Below are 653 nucleotides of genomic sequence, written 5' to 3' on the forward strand. Positions count from 1 at the left end.
ATCGCGGCGCGCCGGCGCTCGCCGCCGCTTGCGGTCGCCGTCGGCCGCGAGAGGTCTATGCCGAGCTGGTCGGCGATCGCCGCCGCATCGTACGGCTCGGGGGCGTCAGCGCCGTGCACCACCCAGTCGTGGAGGGTCGCGAACCCGTCCATCTTCGGGTCCTGCTCGAGCAGGACGACGTTGGTGCCGGGGACGATGGTGCGCTTGCCTTCGTCGGTGTCGATCAGCGCGGCGAGACACTTGAGCAAGGTCGTCTTGCCGGCGCCATTGCGGCCGATCAGCGCGAGCCGGTCGCGCTCGCCGATGTAGAGGTCGAGATTGCGGAACAGCCAGCCTTCGCCCTGGATGAGGCCGAGGTCTTCGTAGGAGAGAATGGGTGCGGGCATGGCCGCGGAATTAGCGACATGTTGCCCGACTGCAACGCCCTGTCACCCTGAACGCATCCGTGCAGCCGCGTTCATAGCCAATTCAATGGCTGGTGATAGAAGGGCCGCTGACGAAAGAGTCGAGTCATGAACACCCTGCGTACCCTCCTCCTTGCCGGCGTGCTTGCAGCCGGCCTCAGCAGCGCCCCGGCGCTGGCCGACCGGCCGCGCGACCGCGGTCCGCGCGCGGAACAATCGGATCGGCAGTCGCAGCAGCCGCACCGAGAG

The 653-nt window shown here is 68.1% G+C and carries 1 protein-coding gene; it reads right to left on the reverse strand.

The features are described from left to right. The coding region (locus GH737_RS14995; protein WP_155265550.1) for an ATP-binding cassette domain-containing protein at positions 1–386 on the reverse strand (386 nt) is incomplete at its 3' end. Positions 387–653 lie beyond the last annotated feature (267 nt).

The sequence above is a fragment of the Sphingomonas segetis genome, from assembly GCF_009720245.1.
GTDB lineage: Bacteria > Pseudomonadota > Alphaproteobacteria > Sphingomonadales > Sphingomonadaceae > Sphingomicrobium > Sphingomicrobium segetis.